Source organism: Pseudomonas sp. 43A (assembly GCF_013363935.1).
Classification (GTDB): Bacteria; Pseudomonadota; Gammaproteobacteria; order Pseudomonadales; family Pseudomonadaceae; genus Aquipseudomonas; species Aquipseudomonas crudilactis.
Map to the genome: position 1 here is coordinate 4,639,726 of NZ_CP054880.1, position 19,264 is coordinate 4,658,989.

A 19,264-nucleotide genomic window follows, 5' to 3' on the forward strand; every position below is an offset into this window, starting at 1 on the left:
ACTTCCATTTTTCCCACAAAAGCCCCTCACCCTAGCCCTCTCCCAGAGGGAGAGGGAACCGATTGGGGGATGCTCGGGATCTACGCCGACTTGTGACACCGCGCTGAGTCCGAATTTGAGTTCGAACTGATCTTTCAGGCCGCCGCGTTAACCACAAACAACACGGTCAGTCCCCTCTCCCTCTGGGAGAGGGTTAGGGTGAGGGCAAATGCACCTGACACCCCACCCGCACCAGTCACACCACAAAACCACTCACCGTGGCTTGGCCAACTCCATAATCATCCGCGACAACAGATAAATCCGCGGCGCCACGCTCGCCACTTCGGCGTATTCCTCCGGCGTGTGAATATTGCCGCCAACAATCCCGAAACCATCCAGCGTCGGCGTGCCGACCCCGGCCGACAAACTCGCATCCGCCGCACCGCCACTGCCCTCCTCCGTCAACTTGCGGCCAATCTCGCCGTAAATCCCCTGAGCCATGGCCATTAGACGATCCGATTCGGGCGTCTGCGGCATCGGTGGCAAGCCGCGTTGCAATGAAGTCTTCACTTCGGTTTCAGGAATCAATTTGTCCTGCGACACCCGCGCCAGATCCTTCTCGATCCGGTCGAACTCCTCCGGCACCGCCGCACGCACATCAGCCTTGGCCGTGGCTTGATCGGGGATCACGTTGGTGCGATCGCCGGCCTTGAGCACGGTGAAGTTGATGGTGGTTTTCTTCGCCTCATCGCCAAGTTTGCCCAGTTGCAGAATCTGGTGCGCGGCCTCCATCGCGGCGTTGCGCCCCAGTTCCGGTGCGACACCAGCGTGCGCCGCTTTGCCCTTGACCTCGACCAGCGCCGTCGCGCTGCCCTTGCGCCATACCACCAGGCCGTCGGCCGGGCGTCCCGGCTCCAGATTGAGCGTCACGTCGTGCTGTTTGGCGGTTTTCTTGATCAGGTCGGTGGCGACGTCCGAGCCGGTTTCTTCGCTGGCGTCGAGCAGGAAGGTGATTTGCGCGTAGTCCTTGAAGTCGAGGTTTTTCAGGACTTTCAGCGCATAGATCCCGGCAACGATGCCGCCCTTGTCATCCATCACCCCCGGCCCGTAGGCGCGGCCGTCCTTGATGTGGAACGGCCGCTCGGCCGCCGAACCCTCCTTGAACACCGTGTCCATGTGCGCCATCAGCAGGATTTTCGCCTTGCCGGTGCCTTTCAGCGTCGCCAGTACATGGTTGGATTTTTCCGGCGTATTGGGCACCAGTTCGATGGTGGCGCCGAGTTTTTTCAGCTCATCGATGGCGATGTCGCTGACTTGCTTGAGGCCGGGTTCATAGCCGGAACCGGAGTCGATATTGACCAGCCGCTCCAGCAGTTTCAGCGCTTCTGGCTGGTATTGCTCGGCATCGGCGAGCACTTGTTTGTGCGGTTCGGCAAAGGCGTGGGCAGCGGAGAAAGCGAGAGACAGGCCGAGGCTGGCGGCCAGCAGGGAGCGAGAAAATGAGAACGTCATGAAGCGATCCTTGTTTCGCGTCGGGGGGACTTAAACCGTACCCGACATCGGCGCGAGGCTCTACACCGAATGCGACACTGATCTAACCGACAACACACAACCCCCTGTGGGAGCGAGCTTGCTCGCGAAAGCGGTGGATCAGTCAACATTGATATCGCCTGGCAGGACGCCTTCGCGAGCAAGCTCGCTCCCACAGGGGATCTACGGTGTAGCGGTCAAACCGAATCCAGCAATGTCCGCCGGGGCTTGTCATCGCAATTGCAGATCACCCGGTTACGTCCGCTCGCCTTGGCCTCGTACAACGCCTGATCGGCATCATTGAGCCAGCGTGTCGCGTCAGCATGCGCCGGATCGTACGCCGCCAGGCCGATACTCAAACTGACCTTCAACGCCGGATTCTGCTCATAACCCAGAATCGCGAAACGCTCACGCAACGCCTCCATCGCCTGCGCGGCGTTGAACAACGGCAGTTCCGGCAGAATCACGCAGAACTCATCTCCACCATAGCGCCCGGCGATGTCCGTCGCGCGCAGATTTTGTTTAAGTAACTTGCTCAACTGACGCAACACAATGTCGCCCGCAACATGGCCGTAAGTGTCGTTGATCGCCTTGAAGTGATCGATGTCGATCAACGCAATCGCCGCGCCCTGCTTCTGCCGCTTGCAGCGCTGAAAAGCGATCTCCAGTTGATCCTTCCAGGCGCCGTGATTGAGCAACCCGGTCAGGCTGTCGGTGCGGCTCAGGGCAAGCAATTCGCGTTTATGCCGACCGAGGGTGTAGGCCTGGCGAAAGCAGATCCAGCCCAGCGCCAACGGGTACAGCAGCAGTAACGGGAAACAGGCGTACATTTGCGCAGGCGAGGTCTGCGGAACGAATGCCGGGGCAAAGACCACCAGCCCGACGCCGACCCCGAGCAACTGCGCCGCAGAGCCTGCCAATAGAAAACGTGAACCGCCGATAGCGACGTTATTCATCGCCATCATTGAAATGGTCGTAGCAGTGGGCAACGGATTGAAATGCATGGCGGCAAGCCAAAAGCCGCCGAAAAAGGCGTCGATCAACAGATTGCGGTGTTCAGCGTGGTAAGGAACCCGGGCGCGGCGCGCCCATTGAAACGCCAGATGCGGCCAGACCAGGCCGTTGAAGAACATCAGTGCCCAGACCCACAGCGGCGGATCGAGCGAGTACATCGCCACGCTCACGCACACGAGCCCCAGAATCAACCCGAGGATGCGCGATGTATAAAGCCTCCTGGCCAATGAAAGTCCCTTTCCTCCGGTATTTCCCATAAGGACCTCGATCACGCACACCGCAGGACGGATGTGCTGGAAGTCTAACAGGGCGACGTTAAATAGCCATCACCGGCCAGCGGGCTGAATAGAGCGACATCACGGCCGCACACAGTGCAAATATTTGGCTATACATGAAAGGAGCAAAATGGAAAAACAACTATAAGAAGGAGGCCCATGCACACCTACCACGTGTTGATCATCGGCAGCGGTTTTGGCGGTCAATGTGCTGCGGTCAACCTGCTCAAAGCCGGGATCGACGATTTTCGCCTGCTGGAACGACGGGACTTCTTTGGCGGCACCTGGTGCCAGAACACCTACCCCGGCGCGGCGGTGGACGTGCCGTCGCCACTGTATTCGCTATCGTTCGCGCCGTACCGCTGGTCGCAGATGTTCGCCGGACAGGCCGAACTGCAGCGCTACACCGAGCATGTCATCGAGCAGTTCGGTTTGCGCGAACGCGTGGAGCTGGAGGCCAATGTCGAGCGCGTCGAGTGGGACGACACGGAAAAACGCTGGGCCGTGCACACCGCCAGCAAAGGCACCTTTTATGCGCAGTTCCTGATCAATGCCACCGGACCATTGAGCCAACCGGTCATTCCGCACTTTCCCGGCCGGGATCGCTTTCAAGGTAAGACTTTTCATACAAACAATTGGGATCACAGCTACGACTACCGCGGTAAACGCGTGGCCATCGTCGGCAGCGGCGCCAGTGCGGTGCAGGTGATTCCGGCGATTGCGCCACACGTCGAGCAACTGCATGTGTTTCAGCGCACGCCACACTGGGTGCTGCCCCGCGCTGATCGGCAGTTCGGGCCGCTGCAACGCTGGCTGCTCGGTCTGAAACCCGCCTACAAACTGTTGCGCTGGCTGATTTACTGGCAATTCGAAACCCGGGTCATCGCGTTCAAATATTCGAAAGCAGCGATTCACATGGTCCAGCAGCACGCCCTGCGTTTTCTCAAACGCCAGGTGCCGGACCCGGTGCTACGAGAAAAACTCACCCCGGACTTCACCATCGGCTGCAAACGGGTACTGGTGTCCAGCACGTATTACCCGGCGCTGAGCCGTCCCAACGTGACCTTGCATACCCGCGAACAAGGCATCGCTTCCATCGACGAAAGCGGCATCAACACTGAGGACGGCCAACACATCGATGTTGATCTGATCGTCTGGTCGACCGGTTACGACGCCACCGACGGGGTGATTTCCTACCCGGTCAGCGGAAAAAACGCCGTGCAACTCAGAGAGGTCTGGGCGCAATACCCGCGCGCCTATCTGGGCACCAGCCTGCCGGACTTTCCCAACCTGTTTATCGTCACCGGCCCCAACACCGGCATCGGCCACACCTCGGCGCTGTTCATCATCGAATCGCAGATGAACTACATCCTCGACTGCATTCGCACCGTGCAGGCCAAAGGCCTGCGCAGCATTGAAGTGCGCCGTGAAGCGGAACGTACCTACACTGAGATGATTCATCGAGAGATGGAGCGCACGGTCTGGAAGTCCGGCGGCTGCCACAGTTGGTATCAAAGCAAGAGCGGTCATGTGATCGCGATGTTTCCCGGCTTCAGTTTCAGCTATCACCGCTTGACCCGAGCGCTGAAACCGGCCGACCACATTCTGTCCTGAACACGTAAAAGGAAGACGTCGATGCTTTTGCTGTTTGTCGCCCTCGCGGTTTTCGTAGCCTGGAGCTGGTTGAGTTATCCGGCGGTCGGCCATTGGCTGTACGACTTGAACATGGCCATCGAGGCCAAGTTGTACAAATTGCACAAGATCGAAGTGCCGATCGCCGAGATGAGCGTCTCGACGTGGCAGGGCGGGCCGTATGAAGCGGCCAGCGCGATTCTGATGCTGCATGGCTACAGCGCCGAGAAGAATCTGTGGCTGCGCTTTTCCCGGCACTTCGTGCGCCAGTATCGGGTGATTATCCCGGACCTTGCCGGCCATGGTGAAACCGGCTTCAAGGCTGGCGGCGGCTACGACATTCCGTTGCAGGCCAAGCGCATGATCCAGTTGCTCGACGTTTGCGGCGTGGAGAAAGTCCATGTGATCGGCAACTCGATGGGCGGCTACATCGCCGCGTGGCTGGCGGCGACTTATCCGGATCGCATCGCTTCGGTGGCGCTGATCGACCCGGCGGGCGTCACTGCACCGGAGGCCAGCGACATGGAGCGGCATCTGGCGCGCGGGCATAACCCGTTTCTGATCAATTCCCGGGAAGAGTTTCGCCAGTTTTACGCGATGACCATGGAATCACCGCCATGGGTGCCGAATCTGGTGCTGGACGCCATCGCCCAGCGCTACGAACAACAACGCGATGAACTGGAGGAGATCTTCCGCGATTTTCGCGCCAGCCCGCCGATGGAGCCGAAACTCGCCGACATCAAGTGCCCGGCGCTGTTGCTCTGGGGGCGCAAGGATCGGCTGATCGACGTCAGCAGCGTGCCGGTGTGGAGCAAGGGGATTGCCAATTTGCGCGTGGATGTCTGGGACCATGTCGGGCACATGCCGATGGTTGAACAGCCGGGGAATACTGCGCGGCTGTATCGGGAATTCCTCGGAAGCCAGAAATGACACTCAACACATCCTGTGTAGGAGCTGCCGAAGGCTGCGATCTTTTGATTCTGCTTGTAAAAAACAAGATCAAAAGATCGCAGCCTCGTTTCACTCGACAGCTCCTACAAGGTGACGAGGTCTGAGGTGTAGATGAATATTCTTTATGACGAACGCCTCGACGGCCCGTTGCCGCAGGTGAACAAGGCCGAATTCCTCAAGTCATTGCAGCAAACGCTGCCAGACCTCGACATTTTGTGGCGCGAGGACGAACTCAAACCCTACGAATGCGACGGCCTCTCCGCCTACCGCACCACGCCGATGCTGGTCGCCCTGCCCCGTCGACTCGAGCAAGTGCAAACCCTGCTCAAACTCTGCCATCAGAAGAACGTCCCGGTGGTTGCCCGTGGCGCTGGCACCGGATTGTCCGGCGGCGCCTTGCCGCTGGAACAGGGCCTGCTGCTGGTGATGGCGCGCTTCAACAATATCCTGCACATCAACCCGGCCGCCCGCACCGCGCGGGTTCAACCGGGGGTGCGCAATCTGGCGATTTCCCAGGCAGCGGCGCCCTTCGGCCTGTATTACGCGCCGGATCCGTCCTCGCAAATCGCCTGTTCGATTGGCGGCAACGTCGCGGAAAACGCTGGCGGCGTGCATTGCCTCAAGTACGGATTGACCGTGCACAACCTGCTGAAAATCGAAGTGCTGACCATCGAAGGCGAACGCCTGACCCTCGGTTCGGACGCCCTCGATTCAGCGGGTTTCGATTTACTCGCGTTGTTCACCGGCTCCGAAGGATTGCTGGGGATCATCACCGAAGTCACGGTCAAACTGCTGCCCAAACCTCAGGTCGCGAAAGTCCTGCTGGCCAGTTTCGATTCAGTGGAAAAGGCTGGCCGTGCGGTCGCCGAAATCATCGCGGCGGGGATCATTCCCGGCGGGCTGGAGATGATGGACAACCTCGCCATTCGCGCCGCCGAAGACTTTATTCACGCCGGTTACCCGGTCGACGCCGAGGCGATTCTGCTGTGCGAACTCGATGGCGTCGAAGCCGATGTCCACGACGATTGCCAACGGGTGCGCGAGGTCATGACCGCCGCCGGCGCCACGGAAGTGCGTCAGGCCCGTGATGAGGCCGAGCGCGTGCGCTTCTGGGCCGGGCGCAAAAATGCTTTCCCGGCCATCGGCCGTTTGTCACCGGACTATTACTGCATGGACGGCACCATTCCGCGCCGCGAGTTGCCCGGCGTCTTGCAAGGCATCGCCCGCCTCAGTGGAGAATACGGTTTGCGCGTGGCCAACGTGTTCCATGCCGGCGACGGCAACATGCACCCGCTGATTCTGTTCGACGCCAATCAACCCGGCGAACTGCATCGCGCCGAAGCCTTGGGTGGCAAGATCCTCGAACTGTGCGTGCAGGTCGGCGGCAGCATCACCGGCGAACACGGCGTCGGCCGCGAGAAAATCAATCAGATGTGCGCGCAGTTCAACAGCGACGAACTGAGCCTGTTTCACGCGGTAAAAGCCGCGTTCGACCCAAAAGGCTTGCTCAACCCCGGCAAGAACATTCCGACCCTGCACCGCTGCGCCGAATTCGGCGCGATGCACATTCACGCAGGGCAATTGCCCTTCCCCGAACTGGAGCGCTTCTGATGGCCGATGTCGACGCCGCCAGCGCCCTGCTCGATCAGGTCAACGAGGCCCGGGCCAACGCCACGCCGCTGAAAATTCAGGGTGGCAACAGCAAAGCGTTCCTCGGCCGCGAGGTGGCCGGCGAAGTGCTCGACACCCGCGCCCACTGCGGCATCGTCCGTTACGAGCCGACCGAACTGGTGGTCACAGCGCGCGCCGGCACGCCTCTGTCCGAACTGCTGGCGGCGCTGGATGCTGCCGGACAAATGCTGCCCTGCGAGCCGCCAGCGTTCGGCGAAGGCGCAACGGTTGGCGGCATGATCGCCACGGGTCTGTCCGGCCCTCGGCGGCCGTGGTCTGGCTCGGTGCGCGACTTCGTCCTCGGCACGCGGGTCATCACCGGACTCGGTCAGCACCTGCGTTTCGGCGGCGAAGTGATGAAAAACGTCGCCGGCTATGACCTGTCGCGGCTGATGGCCGGCAGTTACGGCTGCCTTGGCGTGCTTACCGAAGTATCGCTGAAAGTCCTGCCGAAACCCCGCCAGTGCCTGAGCATTCGCCTCGACATGGAATGCGCGCGGGCACTGGCGAAGCTTGCCGAATGGGGTCAGCAACCGTTGCCAATCAGCGCCGCGTGCCACGATGGCCAGAGCCTGTATCTGCGTCTTGAGGGCGGCGAAGGCTCGGTGACGGCGGCGCATCAACGCCTCGGGGGCGAGCCACTGGATTCAGGGTTCTGGCGCGATCTGAATGAGCAGCGTCTAGGGTTTTTCAACGAAGGTCTGCCGCTGTGGCGCTTGTCGTTGCCGAACAATCTCGGGCCACTGGATCTACCCGGCGAGCAATTGATCGACTGGGCCGGTGCACAACGCTGGCTGAAATCCGACGTTGAGCACATTCATATCCTCGCTCAGGAACTCGGCGGCCATGCCACCTGCTTCACCCACGGCGCCAGCTCTTCGCCGTTCCAGCCGCTGGCCTGGACACTGCTGCGTTATCACCGGCAACTCAAAGCGCAGCTCGACCCGCAAGGGCTGTTCAATCCCGGGCGGATGTACGCGGAGTTCTAGCCATGCAAACCACCCTCAGCGAACAATCGCGACAACTGCCCCGCGCCGCCGAGGCGGAGAAGATTCTGCGCACCTGCGTGCACTGTGGTTTTTGCAACGCGACCTGTCCGACCTATCAATTGCTCGGTGATGAACTCGATGGCCCGCGCGGGCGCATCTACCTGATCAAGCAAGTGCTCGAAGGCGCACCCGCGACGGCGCAGACACAACTGCATCTGGATCGCTGCCTGTCGTGCCGTAACTGCGAAACCACCTGCCCGTCCGGCGTCGACTATCACAACCTGCTCGACATCGGCCGCGCGGTGGTCGATCAAGCAGTGCCGCGTCCGGCGGCGCAACGCCTGTTACGTGAGGGCTTGCGCGCATTGGCGCCGAATCCGGGATTGTTCAAAGGTTTGTTGCGAGTGGGCACGACGTTTCGGCCGCTGTTGCCGCGAATGCTGGAAAGCAAATTGCCGCAGCACTTGCCGGTTAACAGCTCGCGCCCTGCCCCCCGGCATGCCCGTCGCGTGTTGTTGCTTGAAGGCTGCGTACAACCGGGGTTGTCGCCAAACACCAATGACGCTACGGCGCGGGTGCTGGATCGCTTGGGCATCAGTGTCACCCCGGTGGCCGAGGCCGGGTGTTGCGGCGCGTTGGACTATCACCTCGACGCCCAGGCCAAAGGCCTCGACCGCGCGCGTCAAAACATCGATGCCTGGTGGCCGCACCTGCAAAACGGTGCCGAAGCGATTGTGCAGACCGCCAGCGGTTGCGGCGCATTCATCAAGGATTACGGGCATTTGCTGGAAGACGATCCGCTGTATGCAGCCAAGGCCCGGGAAATCAGCGAGCGCACGGTGGATCTGGTGCAGATACTCGCGCAGGAACCGCTCGAACAGATCTGCGCTGCCACTGAACGGCGGGTTGCCGTGCATTGCCCGTGCACGTTGCAGCATGCGTTGAAACTGGGCGGTGCGGTGGAAGCTGTGCTGACGCGCTTGGGTTTCAATCTTACCGCCGTGCCCGACGGCCATTTGTGCTGCGGCTCGGCGGGCACGTATTCGTTGACGCAACCGGCGTTGGCCCGGCAACTGCGCGACAACCGCCTCAATGCGCTGGAAAGCGGCCGCCCCGAGCTGATCGTCACCTCCAACGTCGGCTGTCAGAGCCATCTGGGCAGCGCCGGGCGCACTCGGGTGATGCACTGGATCGAACTGGTGGATCAGTCGTTGGCAGAATGAAGTTCGTAGGATTCTTCGTTTGCCCGCGTGCGAGAAGGCTGCGATCTTTTCCCTCATCCATTCCGTGACCGTGGCAGGAATTTTTTTCATGACCGTGCAGCCGTTCATCAGCCCCGACCTGATCCGCCAACGCTTCTCCAAAGCGATGTCCGACATGTACCGCGAGGAAGTGCCGTTGTACGGCGCGCTGATGCAGTTGGTCGAGCAAACCAACCGCGAGGTGCTTGCACGTCAACCGGATATCGCCCGGCAACTCGACAGCACCGGCGAAATTCAGCGGCTGGATATGGAGCGCCATGGCGCCATCCGCGTTGGTACTGCGACGGAACTGGCCACCCTCGCCCGCCTGTTTGCGGTGATGGGCATGCAACCGGTGGGTTATTACGACCTGACCCCGGCGGGCGTGCCGGTGCACTCCACAGCGTTTCGCGCGGTGCATGAAGAGGCGCTGCAAGTCAGCCCGTTTCGGGTGTTTACGTCGCTGTTGCGCCTCGAGTTGATTGAGGATGCGCAACTGCGGGCCTTTGCCGAATCAGTGCTGGCCAAGCGTTCGATCTTTACCTCGGAGGCGTTGCGCCTGATCGCGCAAGCTGAAAACGCGGGCGGACTGAATGAAAGCGAGGCCGAGGCATTCGTCCTGCAGGCACTGGAAACCTTTCGCTGGCATCACAGCGCCACGGTTACCGCTGCGCAATATCAAACTTTGAGCGCCCAACACCGTTTGATCGCCGATGTGGTGGCGTTCAAAGGCCCGCACATCAATCACCTGACGCCGCGCACGCTGGACATCGACCGCGTCCAGGAACAGATGCCAGCCCATGGCATCACCCCGAAAGCCGTCATCGAAGGCCCGCCGCGCCGGCAGTGCCCGATCCTCTTGCGCCAGACCAGTTTCAAGGCGCTGGACGAGCCGATCGCCTTCACCGATCAAAACCAAATCCGTGGCAGCCACAGCGCGCGTTTCGGCGAAATCGAACAGCGCGGCGCGGCACTTACGCCCAAAGGCCGGGCGCTGTATGACCGCTTGCTGAATGCCGCGCGCGATGAACTCGGTGACTTCCCCAACGAAGCCAACGCCGCACGCTACAACGCGCTGATGGCTCAGCACTTTGGCGAATTTCCTGACAGTGTCGAGGGTATGCGTGAACAAGAACTGGCGTACTTTCGCTATTTCGCCACGGAAAAGGGCCTGGCAGCGGTAGGGCTTGGGCAGTCATCTTTGGAGGACTTGTTGCGCGATGGTTATGTGAAAGCGGAACCGTTGGTGTACGAAGATTTCCTGCCGGTGAGTGCGGCGGGGATTTTTCAGTCGAACCTTGGGGATGCGGCGCAGGCGCATTATGGCGAGCATTCCAATCGGCAGGCCTTCGAGCAGGCGCTGGGGCGCGCGACCATTGATGAGTTGCGGTTGTATGCGGCGACGCAGCAGCGTTCGATTGATGAGTGCCTGACACAACTTACGCGTTGAAAAATCAAAAGATCGCAGCCTTCGGCAGCTCCTACAGGAAAAATACATTCCAAATGTAGGAGCTGCCGAAGGCTGCGATCTTTTGATCTGAAAATCTTGAAGCAGCCGCCTCGACCAAATGATGGCGCGTAGCCATTGTGCGCAAGAAGTTGCGCACTTGTTTTGCAAAAAAGCCTGATAAAACCGCTGGGAGCCACGTCGCACAAGGCCTGCAGCCAAGTGCGCAAGAAGTTGCGCAGTACTGCGCAACTTCTTGCGCACTTTTGCATTCGGCGCGCGCTTTATTTCGCACAAGCGCCTGAAAAATCAGACAAACACCCCGGCCCGCATGGCCCGCACAATTGTTGGCACGCTCCTTGATAACAGTCAGGCACCCACCGGGCGATTTCGCCTCCCGGGCACCTTAAATTATTCCGCAAGGAGAGCACCCCATGGCAACACCAGCGTACATGTCGGTTACCGGCGAAAAACAAGGCCTGATCACTGCAGGCGCTTTCACCGCTGACTCCGTAGGCAACACCTACCAGGAAGGCCACGAAGACCAGGTTATGGTTCAGGCTTTCAGCCACGACGTGATCATCCCGCGTGACCCACAATCCGGTCAGCCAACCGGTCAGCGCGTTCACAAGCCAGTCGTGATCACCAAGGTCTACGACAAGGCTTCGCCTCTGCTGCAAGCCGCTCTGACCTCCGGCGAGCGCATGAGCGAAATCGTTATCCAGTGGTTCCGTACTTCTGCTCAAGGTACCCAAGAGCACTACTACACCACCAAACTGGAAGACGCGATCATCGTCGCCATCAACAACAAAATGCACAACTGCCAGGATCCAGGCAACTCGCACTTCACCCACCTGGAAGAAGTGCAGTTCACCTACCGTAAAATCACCTGGACCCACGAAGTATCCGGTACTTCGGGTTCCGATGACTGGCGTGCTCCAGTCGTTTAATTACGGCTGATCGTTACAAGCATCGGCCAGCTCTGCTGGTCGATGTTGTTTTCGCCCTCCAGAATTTCGCGTAAGTTGAGCCGTTTTGCGGTCGTCAACTCACGCCGCTGTACAGCACGAGGAACAAGGGATGTTCGCGCCGGCCAATGAAACCCATTTTGCCCTGACCATCGAAGGTCTTTCTGCTGACTTTCAGGTATTCACCCTGCAAGGTCGCGAAGCCATCAGCCAGCCTTTTGTCTTTGAGGTGGAGCTGGTCAGTGAGCAGCCGTCGCTGGACCTCGAAACCCTGCTGCACAAACCGGCCTTCCTGCAACTGTCGCCCGACGGCAGCGGCATCCATGGCCAGATCTACCGCGCCGCGCAAGGCGATTCCGGCAAACGCCTGACCCGTTACTCGGTGACCCTGCGTCCGCAATTGTCTTACCTCGCGCATCGCGTCAATCAGAGGATCTTCCAGAACCTCACCGTGCCGAAAATCATCGGCAAGGTCCTCGAAGAGCACGGTATCCAAAGCAACGCCTACGAATTCAAGACCGGTTCGATCTATCCCGAGCGCATCTACTGCGTGCAGTACGATGAATCGGACCTGCATTTCATCCAGCGCCTGTGCGAGGAAGAAGGTATCCATTACCACTTCGAACACACGGCGACGGCGCACAAACTGGTGTTCGGCGATGACCAGACGGTGTTCCCGAAACTCAAGCCAGTGGCCTATCAGCAAGACTCCGGCATGGTCGCCAGCGACCCGGTGATCAAGCGCTTCGACCTGCGCCTGGAAACCCGCACCAGCCGCACCACCCGCCGCGATTACGACTTCGAAAAACCACGCCTCACCCTCGAAAGCGAAAACCGTGGCGACGCCCTGCCCGACCTTGAAGACTACGATTACCCCGGTCGCTTCATCGACCGCGAGCGCGGCAAACACCTGGCCAAACGCGCCCTCGAACGCCATCGCAGCGACTTCCAGCTCGCCGAAGGCAAAAGCGATCAGCCGTTGCTGGTCAGCGGCCACTTCCTCGCCCTGACCGCGCACCCGAAAGCCAAATGGAACGACCTCTGGTTACTGACCGAAGTCCTCCACGAAGGCAAGCAACCGCAAGTCCTCGAAGAGTCGGTAACCAGCGACACCACTGCACTCAAAGACGATTTCCATCAGGGCTATCGCAACCGCTTCCAGGCCACGCCGTGGGACGTGCCCAACCGCCCGCCCCTGCGCCACCCGAAACCGCGCATCCTCGGTAGCCAGAGCGCCGTGGTCACCGGCCCGAAAGGCGAAGAGATCCATTGCGACGAATACGGCCGCGTCAAAGTGCAGTTCCACTGGGACCGCGAAGGCCAGGCCGACGACAAAACCAGCTGCTGGCTGCGCGTCTCCAGCGCCTGGGCCGGCGCCCAGTATGGCGGCATCGCCATCCCACGCATCGGCATGGAAGTGCTGGTCACCTTCCTTGAAGGCGACCCCGATCAACCGCTGATCAGCGGCTGCCTGTACCACAAGGAAAACACCGTCCCCTATCCACTGCCGGCGAACAAGACCCGCAGCACCTTCAAGACCCTCAGCTCGATGGGCGGTGGCGGCTACAACGAACTGCGCATCGAAGACAAAAAAGGTCAGGAGCAAATCTACCTGCACGCCCAGCGCGACTGGGACGAAAACGTCGAGCACGACCAGAAAATCCGCGTTGGCAACGAACGCCACGACACCGTCGAAAAGAACAGCTACAGCGAATTCAAGGCCGAAGAACACCACACCGTCTACGCCGACCGCAAAGTCGAAACCCGCGCCAACGACCACCTGACTGTCGGCGTCAATCAGCACATCAAGATCGGCACCGGCCAGTTCATCGACGCCGGCCAGGAAATCCACCTCAGCAGCGGCATGAAAGTGGTGATGGAAGCCGGTGCGGAGCTGACCCTGATCGGCGGCGGTAGCTTCATCAAGATCGACGCCGGCGGCGTGACCCTGAGCGGCCCGGTGATCAACATGAACTCCGGCGGCAGCCCAGGGAGCGGCACTGGCGCCGCCCCGCTGATACCCGGCATCCTGAAACAGGCCGACGCCGACAAGGCCGGCCAGGTTCTGACCCCAGCCCAGATCAACACCCTCAAACGTAACGCGCCATTCTGCGAAGAATGCGAAAAATGCAAGGCAGGTGCCTGTGCCATCTGATCGAATTACGCCCAAGGATTGGCTGGCGCAACAGCCGTTGCAGACTGGCGAGCGTTTGTATCTGGTTATTAGCGCGGCGAGTGATTCCGACGCACTGAAAAACCTCTATCTCACCGAACCCACCGCCCAGCTCATCCCGATCTGGGGCGGCACGCCCTACTCCACCTGGCAACCGGTGATGCCCTACGTCACCGAGCTCAAAGCCAATTCGGCATTCTTGCCGTGGATCGCTGAAACCGATGCTCTCGATTGGGGATGGTTGGCGGTGTCGCGTTCCGAGCCGAATGAAGTGTTCGAGCATCTGCGCAGTCTGACGCAGGTGAAGATGCCGGACGGGACCGAGGTGTTTTTCCGGTTTTGGGATGGGCGGCATATCTATCCGATTCTGCATGGGCTGGGGGAGAAGGCTGGGGAAGTGATGTCGATGTTTGAGCGGTATCTGATTAATGGGCAAGCGCTGGAGGTTGGGACGCGGGTTGTGCCGAAGGTGAAAGATTGGCCGTGGTGGGAGGTGCCGAAGCCGTTACTGGATGGCTTAGCCAAGGAAAATCCGACGACGCTGATCAGCAACTTGATGCAGTGGCTGGAAGAAGACCGTCCGGACATTTACACCGCTTGGCCCGAAAACAACCTGAAGCTGAAAATCAGCCGTTTCGTGCGCCGTCCGGACGCACCGAAAAACCTTAAAGAAGCACTGTTAAACCACCTGATTCTGGAGCAAGGCTGATGGTCGCAAAGGAACGCATTGCCTTCGTTGACAACCAACTGAAGAATTTCAAGAACAGCCTGACGATTTACCAGAAGCAAACCCATTCCTGGTACGCAAGTCTGGCTGATGAAGTCAGCCACAAGACCGATAAACCTTCCCTGCTGGGTATGGAACGGATCCTCAAAGCCGGCAGATCCTCGACCGCGGTAAGCATGACAGATGACAATTTCAGCGTCGTGGCTCAATGCCCGCTGAAAGGCCCTATGCTGATCGAGAGCAAATTCGAATCTCTTTATGATATTCCCGTGGGGAATATTGAAGTCGAGATCGTTCCAGAGGGTGGCGGCGCCATCAACAAGGTCAAGCTTGATGCTCAGGGTAAAGCCAGTTGGTCAGGTGGGGTCCCGGGTAAAAAATACGTAATCCGTGTTCATAACGAAGTAACGCCAGCGCAGATTGACACACTGTTTGACTCGTACAAGGGACTCAACAGTGAACTCGAAGGTTTTCTGCGCAACAAATGGACCGGGCCTGGCGGATATCGCCAGCAGTGGTCAAGCCTATCTCTTTCCGGCACGGTCATGGCTATTGGTAGCGGCATCCTTGACGGTGGTTGGGAGGCAATTAAAGGCGTTTGGGATGGGATCAAACTTGTCCTGGATATCCTTCAGGACCCCGGCAAGTTTGGTAAAAAACTCGGCGAAGGTGCACAAGAGCTTATCGAAGTAGCAAAAACCGCCCCTGAAGTCATGAAAAAGGCCATGCTTTTGGCCAGTGACGAAGCAGCGCTTTTCCTGATGATGCATACAGCGGTTATTTGGCTGGCTAGCTTGCCCCCAATGAAAACAGCAGGTGATGCCGCGAAAATGACTACGGCGGCAGTCGTCGGCATTGCCATCGATATCGTCATCTCGATCGTTTTGACGGTGGCCGCTGAAGGAACTGGCCTGATTTATCTGGTCGCACGCATAAAGAAATATGGAGAAATCGTCCTCAACGCCGTAGTTAATTTTGTTAAGTCGATCTTCGAAATTATTAAGGGCTTCATGGCATACGTTACCAAGTATGTTCCAGTTGCGGCGCGCGGAATAGGAAGGCAGATTAAGCAAGGAACAGTGCAAGTTCGCTTCGATGGAAAATCGAATGCTCGGATAGGAACTGCGGCGCACGCTGACGATGCATCTAGGCAAGCCACGACCCCCGCTAATAAAAGCGCGGAGCCTGTGTCCTGTACGCGCGTCGACAAGTGCCCGGTTTCGATGGTTACCGGCGAAGAGTTATTGACGCTGACCGACGGTCAACTCGACGGGCTACTGCCATTTGAGTGGACGCGTCTCTACAGAACCAGCGCGGTGGAAATCGACTGCGGCTTGGGTTATGGCTGGAGCCATGCCTTGGCTCATCGCATCGAAATCAATGGCGATGAAGTCACCTGGACCGACCACGAAAACCGCTCAACCCCCTTCCCACTTCCAACCGAACAACGCCCGGCCATCACCAACAGCCTCTCGCGCGCGGCAATTTTCCTCGGTGACGATCCATCGGAACTGATTCTGGCCCAAGCCGGCAAGCGACCATCGTTCTACCACTTCCGCTTTAACAGCAAAGGCGCCACCCTGATCGCCATTAGCGACAGCTATGGCAATAGACTGCACGTCACACGCGATATCCATGGTCGTATCAAACGCCTCGACAACGGCGCCGGTCGCGCCTTGCTTCTGCGCTACGACCGAAAACACATCGTCGCGATCGACTATCAGCAGTTCCTGCCCGCGGATAATCTGGAAGACGCCTGGAATACGGTGCAAACGCTGGTCACCTACAGCTATGACACTCAGCATCGTCTGATCGAGGCGAAGAACGCGGCCGGTGAAGCCGAACATTATCGCTACAACGAACAGCACGTCATTCTCGAGCGGCAACTGGCGGGCGGCGCTGCGTTCTACTGGGAGTGGGAGAACGAAGGCAAACTGTCTCGTTGCACACATCACTGGGCCAACTTCTCGCAGATGGAGGCGCACTACGCCTGGGATGACAAAGGCAGCGTGACTGTCACCAACGCCGACGGCAGCGAAGAGGTTTACACCCACGACGACCAAGCGCGACTGATCAGCAAGATCGACCCGGACGGTGCCGAGCATCTCAAGGCCTACAACGACAAAGGCCAATTGATAGCGGAAAAGGATCCGTTGGGCGCCGTCACCGAGTACCGCTACAACGACAACGGCTTGATGACTGCCGTCATCCCGCCGGAAGACGAAGCCACCACCTACGAATACATCAACGGTTTCGTCAGTGATGTCCATCGCGGAAAAGCCAGTTGGAAGTACCAACGCAACCGTCAGGGCGATATCACCCAGCAAATCGACCCGGACGGCAATGCCACGCTATACAGCTACGATCCTCAGGGCCGCCTGCTGGAGATTCGCCACCCGGACGGCAGTCGCCATCAACTCGGCTGGAACAACCTCGGCCAGTTGCTGGAAGAACGCCTGCCCGATGGCGGCCAGCGCAAGTATCGCTACGACGCGCTGGGTCGGCAGATCACCCGCCAAGAAGAGTCCGGCGCCATTACCCAATACCAGTGGGACGCAGCTAATCGCCTCGCTCAGGTCACGCTGCCGGGCGGCGCAACCCGTGCGTTTACCTATAACGCCTACGGTAATGTCACCGCTGAACGCGATGAACTCGGCCGCATCACTCGGTACGAATACGCCGACAACCTGCATCTGGTCTGCCGCCGCATCAATCCGGACGGCAGCCAACTTCGCTATCGCTATGACAACTCTCGTCTGCTGCTGACTGAAATCGAAAACGAGCGCGGCGAGCAATACCACCTCGACTACTACGCGAACGGCCTGATCCAGCAGGAAACAGGCTTCGACGGTCGTCGCACGGCTTACGAGTATGACCTCAACGGCCAACTGCTGAAGAAAACCGAGTTCGGCGACGATGGCAGCGAACTGGTCACTGAGTATCAGCGCGATGCGGCTGGCCGGCTGCTGGTGAAAACCCTGGCCGATGGCGAAGAAATCCACTACAGCTACGACGCCCTCGGTCGCCTCGTAAACGTCGATGACGGCAACTGGCCGCTCGCCTACAAATACGACCTGCAAGACCGCCTCATCGAAGAACACCAAGGTTGGGGCACCCTGCGCTACGAGTACGATAGCGTTGGTCAGCTCAAACACTGCCGCCTCCCTGACGGCAGCAAACTCGATTACCGTCACCAACCGGGCGGACAACTGAGCAGCATCGACCTCAATGGCTCGCGCCTGACCTCTCACCAGTTCAGTGCTGGGCGCGAACAAAAACGTCAGCAAGGTTTGCTGCTCAGCCAATACCAGTACGACGAACAAGGCCGCCTGCAAGCCCACACTGTTGGCCAGCGAGACAAGAACCTGTTCCAGCGTCGTTATAATTACGATGCCAACGGCAACCTCGCTGGCATTGATGACAGCCGCAAAGGCAATCGCAGCTACCACTACGACCCGCTCGATCGACTCATCAGCGTGCGCGGTGCTACTCCGGAAAGCTTCGCCCATGACCCGGCGGGCAACCTGCTGGGCCAAAGCAATGAAGGCACAGCAAACCTCGCCAACGTCAAAGGCAACCGCCTGCTGATGCAGGGTGATCGTCACTACGAGTACGACGCGTACGGCAACCTGAGTCGCGAACGCCGTGGCACAGGACAGAAACTCGTCACCGAGTATCGTTACGACTGCCAGCACCGCTTGATCGGCGTTAGCCTACCGGGTGGCAGCACTGCAACCTACAAGTACGATGCCTTCGGTCGACGTATAGAAAAAACCGTCGACGGCCACACCACTGAATTCCTGTGGCAAGGCGAGCGCTTGATCGCTGAAAGCGCCGAAAACCGCTACCGCAGTTACATCTATGAACCGGGCACCTTCCGTCCGTTGGCCATGCTCGATGGCGAAGGCCCACGTAAAGCCACGCCGTTCTATTACCAACTCGACCACCTCGGCACACCGCAGGAGCTCACCGACTACAGCGGTGAAATCATGTGGTCGGCGAAGTACCGAGCCTACGGTAATCTCGCCGCGCTGGACGTCAGCGAGATCGATAACCCGTTGCGGTTCCAGGGTCAGTATTTCGATGCCGAGACAGGGTTACATTACAACCGGCACCGCTACTACAATCCGGGAACTGGACGGTTTTTGACTCCGGATCCGATCAAACTTGCAGGTGGTTTGAATAGCTACCAGTACGTGCCGAACCCTACGGGGTGGGTGGATCCGTTGGGGCTAGCAAGTAAAGAGTGTGATGAGCCTGAACCCTATAACAACTCCGCTCATAACGCCGCCAAATACGAAGCCATGAAGCGTGATCTTAGAACGACTGAGGCTGCGAATCCCTTAGTCGAAAGTTTGCGGGCCACTGGTGATCTTCCCCCAAATTACGTTACAAAAGCTCAGGCAACACAAAGCGGATGGAAAAAAGGTAAAGCAGTCAACAATAGCGTTCCTGGCGGGCAGCTAGGCGGTGATGTTTTTTACAATGATACAAACGTACTTCCTTCAGCCCCCGGCCGAACCTGGTATGAAGCTGACGTCGGTCTCAATAACACGATGTCGCGGAGCAATCAGCCGGGGACCAGGCTACTCTACTCAGATGACGGACTCCTCTACATAACTAGTGATCATTACGAAACTGTTACCCCTATTGGAAAGTGGAAGTGA

At 59.0% G+C, this 19,264-nt stretch carries 12 protein-coding genes; 10 read left to right on the top strand and 2 right to left on the bottom strand.

Annotated elements, in window-relative coordinates:
- Positions 1-252 precede the first annotated feature (252 nt).
- The gene (locus HUW52_RS20295) at positions 253-1,491 is read right to left on the bottom strand and encodes a M20/M25/M40 family metallo-hydrolase (RefSeq protein WP_016983309.1); all 1,239 of its coding nucleotides are present in this window, start codon (positions 1,489-1,491) and stop codon (positions 253-255) included.
- Between the two features lie 215 nt (positions 1,492-1,706).
- The gene (locus tag HUW52_RS20300) at positions 1,707-2,780 is read right to left on the bottom strand and encodes a diguanylate cyclase (RefSeq protein WP_016983310.1); all 1,074 of its coding nucleotides are present in this window, start codon (positions 2,778-2,780) and stop codon (positions 1,707-1,709) included.
- Positions 2,781-2,957: 177 nt separating this feature from the next.
- On the opposite strand from HUW52_RS20300, the gene HUW52_RS20305 reads away from it, so the two are divergent.
- The 10 genes from HUW52_RS20305 (at position 2,958) to HUW52_RS20350 (ending at position 19,264) form a co-directional block, all read left to right on the top strand.
- A complete protein-coding gene (locus HUW52_RS20305) occupies positions 2,958-4,412 on the top strand; it encodes an NAD(P)/FAD-dependent oxidoreductase (protein ID WP_175554709.1) in 1,455 nt (484 codons plus the stop codon).
- 21 nt (positions 4,413-4,433) lie between these two features.
- On the top strand, positions 4,434-5,360 hold the full coding sequence (locus HUW52_RS20310; RefSeq protein WP_175554710.1) for an alpha/beta fold hydrolase: 927 nt from the start codon (positions 4,434-4,436) through the stop codon (positions 5,358-5,360).
- A gap of 132 nt (positions 5,361-5,492) precedes the next feature.
- On the top strand, positions 5,493-6,992 hold the full coding sequence (glcD, locus tag HUW52_RS20315) for a glycolate oxidase subunit GlcD (RefSeq protein ID WP_175554711.1): 1,500 nt from the start codon (positions 5,493-5,495) through the stop codon (positions 6,990-6,992).
- Positions 6,992-8,041, top strand: a complete 1,050-nt coding sequence (gene glcE / locus HUW52_RS20320) for a glycolate oxidase subunit GlcE (RefSeq protein WP_175554712.1) — start codon at positions 6,992-6,994, stop codon at positions 8,039-8,041. The genes glcD and glcE overlap by 1 nt, the downstream gene beginning before the upstream one ends.
- Positions 8,042-8,043: 2 nt before the next feature.
- Positions 8,044-9,264: a glycolate oxidase subunit GlcF gene (gene glcF / locus HUW52_RS20325; RefSeq protein ID WP_016983315.1), complete on the top strand. Its 1,221-nt coding sequence runs from the start codon at positions 8,044-8,046 to the stop codon at positions 9,262-9,264.
- Positions 9,265-9,352: 88 nt separating this feature from the next.
- Complete coding sequence (locus tag HUW52_RS20330) at positions 9,353-10,732, top strand: VOC family protein (RefSeq protein ID WP_016983316.1); 1,380 nt, start codon at positions 9,353-9,355, stop codon at positions 10,730-10,732.
- A gap of 431 nt (positions 10,733-11,163) precedes the next feature.
- On the top strand, positions 11,164-11,679 hold the full coding sequence (locus HUW52_RS20335; RefSeq protein WP_007919523.1) for an Hcp family type VI secretion system effector: 516 nt from the start codon (positions 11,164-11,166) through the stop codon (positions 11,677-11,679).
- A gap of 130 nt (positions 11,680-11,809) precedes the next feature.
- Positions 11,810-13,852 carry a type VI secretion system tip protein TssI/VgrG gene (gene tssI, locus HUW52_RS20340; protein WP_175554713.1) on the top strand — a complete coding sequence of 681 codons (2,043 nt, stop codon included), beginning with the start codon at positions 11,810-11,812 and terminating at the stop codon, positions 13,850-13,852.
- A complete protein-coding gene (locus tag HUW52_RS20345; protein WP_175554714.1) occupies positions 13,842-14,579 on the top strand; it encodes a DUF4123 domain-containing protein in 738 nt (245 codons plus the stop codon). The genes tssI and HUW52_RS20345 overlap by 11 nt, the downstream gene beginning before the upstream one ends.
- Entirely contained in the window at positions 14,579-19,264 is a 4,686-nt protein-coding gene (locus tag HUW52_RS20350) for an RHS repeat-associated core domain-containing protein (RefSeq protein ID WP_175554715.1), read from the top strand. Before HUW52_RS20345 ends, HUW52_RS20350 begins: the two co-directional genes overlap by 1 nt.

Excerpts from the sequence above, each read along its gene's own strand:
- HUW52_RS20295 (WP_016983309.1), bottom strand. The coding sequence starts at position 1,491 with ATGACGTTCTCATTTTCTCGCTCCCTGCTGGCCGCCAGCCTCGGCCTG.
- HUW52_RS20300 (WP_016983310.1), bottom strand. The coding sequence starts at position 2,780 with ATGGGAAATACCGGAGGAAAGGGACTTTCATTGGCCAGGAGGCTTTAT.
- HUW52_RS20305 (WP_175554709.1), top strand. The coding sequence starts at position 2,958 with ATGCACACCTACCACGTGTTGATCATCGGCAGCGGTTTTGGCGGTCAA.
- HUW52_RS20310 (WP_175554710.1), top strand. The coding sequence starts at position 4,434 with ATGCTTTTGCTGTTTGTCGCCCTCGCGGTTTTCGTAGCCTGGAGCTGG.
- glcD (WP_175554711.1), top strand. The coding sequence starts at position 5,493 with ATGAATATTCTTTATGACGAACGCCTCGACGGCCCGTTGCCGCAGGTG.
- glcE (WP_175554712.1), top strand. The coding sequence starts at position 6,992 with ATGGCCGATGTCGACGCCGCCAGCGCCCTGCTCGATCAGGTCAACGAG.
- glcF (WP_016983315.1), top strand. The coding sequence starts at position 8,044 with ATGCAAACCACCCTCAGCGAACAATCGCGACAACTGCCCCGCGCCGCC.
- HUW52_RS20330 (WP_016983316.1), top strand. The coding sequence starts at position 9,353 with ATGACCGTGCAGCCGTTCATCAGCCCCGACCTGATCCGCCAACGCTTC.
- HUW52_RS20335 (WP_007919523.1), top strand. The coding sequence starts at position 11,164 with ATGGCAACACCAGCGTACATGTCGGTTACCGGCGAAAAACAAGGCCTG.
- tssI (WP_175554713.1), top strand. The coding sequence starts at position 11,810 with ATGTTCGCGCCGGCCAATGAAACCCATTTTGCCCTGACCATCGAAGGT.
- HUW52_RS20350 (WP_175554715.1), top strand. The coding sequence starts at position 14,579 with ATGGTCGCAAAGGAACGCATTGCCTTCGTTGACAACCAACTGAAGAAT.